Source organism: Gammaproteobacteria bacterium, from assembly GCA_035279405.1.
GTDB lineage: Bacteria > Pseudomonadota > Gammaproteobacteria > Natronospirales > REEB76 > REEB76.
The window spans coordinates 1-1,152 of the sequence record DATEHU010000056.1; the positions used below are offsets into that span (position 1 = coordinate 1).

Consider the following 1,152-nt stretch of genomic DNA (forward strand, 5'->3'; position numbering starts at 1 on the left):
CTAGTGGATTGAATCTAACACTTGGTGCCCGCGTTTGACGGCGGCGATGATTTTATTGGGATCGGCGGTCCAGACGAAGGGCTTGGGCATTTGGTTTGTGTCCTCGATGAAGCGCTTGATGGCGGACTGCAAGTCGACGACGGATCGGAAGACGCCGCGCTTCAGGCGGTGCTTGGAGAGCTTGGCGAAGTAGCCCTCCACGGCGTTGAGCCAAGAGCAGGAGGTGGGCGTGAAGTGGAAGGTGAACCGCTTATGGCGGGCCAGCCAGGCGAGAACCGCGGGATGCTTGTGGGTGGCATAGTTGTCGAGAATGACATGGATGGCCTTGCGTTTCGGGGCCTCGGCTTCGATGGCATTCAAGAAGCCGATGAACTCCTCGTGGCGGTGCCGCTGCATGCAGCGGCCGATCACCTTGCCTTCGAGCACATTGAGGGCGGCAAAAAGCGTGGTCGTACCGTTGCGCTTATAGTCGTGGGTCATGGTCCCGGCACGCCCCTTCTTCAGCGGAAGACCGGGCTGGGTGCGGTCCAAGGCCTGGATTTGGCTCTTCTCATCAACCGAGAGCACGATGGCGTGGGCCGGCGGATCAACGTAAAGCCCCACGATGTCCCGCAGCTTCTCCACGAACTTCGGATCGTTCGAAAGCTTGAACTGCTTGACCTTGTGCGGCTGAAGGCCGTGGGCGCGCCAGATGCGCTGGACCGCGCTGGCGCTGATGCCGCAAGCCTTGGCCATCATCGCGGAGGTCCAGTGCGTGACTTCACCCGGTGGCTTTTCCTGGGTCAGCGCCACGACCCGCGCGGCGACTTCCGCGCCCAAAGGCTTGATGCGGGAGGGCCGCGTCTTGTCGCGCAAAAGACCGGCTGCGCCTTCCTCCATGAACCGTTCCTGCCAGCGCCATACGCAGGTCTTGGACTTGCCGGTGCGCCGCATGATCTCGTTCGTTCCGAGACCGTCGCCCGAAAGCAGGATGATCTCAGCCCGCCAAGCATGTTTCTGCGGCGCGTTGCGGTCCTGCAAAATCGCCTTCAGCCGCTTGCGCTCAGAAGGTTTGACCGTGATCGATATCCCCGTTCGCATGCGGCACAGTCGCATACCGCCCGCGCATCGGGAATCCCTTTCGGGATTCAAATGTCAGATGCAATCCACTAG

1 protein-coding gene is annotated in these 1,152 nt (G+C 61.3%); it reads right to left on the reverse strand.

Going from position 1 to position 1,152, the window contains the following annotated elements; genetic code table 11:
• Nucleotides 1–1,080 (reverse strand): IS630 family transposase, encoded by a 1,080-nt coding sequence (locus tag VJR90_11310; protein ID HKV98058.1) that lies wholly within the window; start codon nucleotides 1,078–1,080, stop codon nucleotides 1–3.
• Between the last annotated feature and the right edge of the window lie 72 nt (nucleotides 1,081–1,152).

What these genes read in the sequence shown, in the direction of transcription:
- VJR90_11310 (HKV98058.1), bottom strand. Translation starts at nt 1,080, where the DNA reads ATGCGAACGGGGATATCGATCACGGTCAAACCTTCTGAGCGCAAGCGG.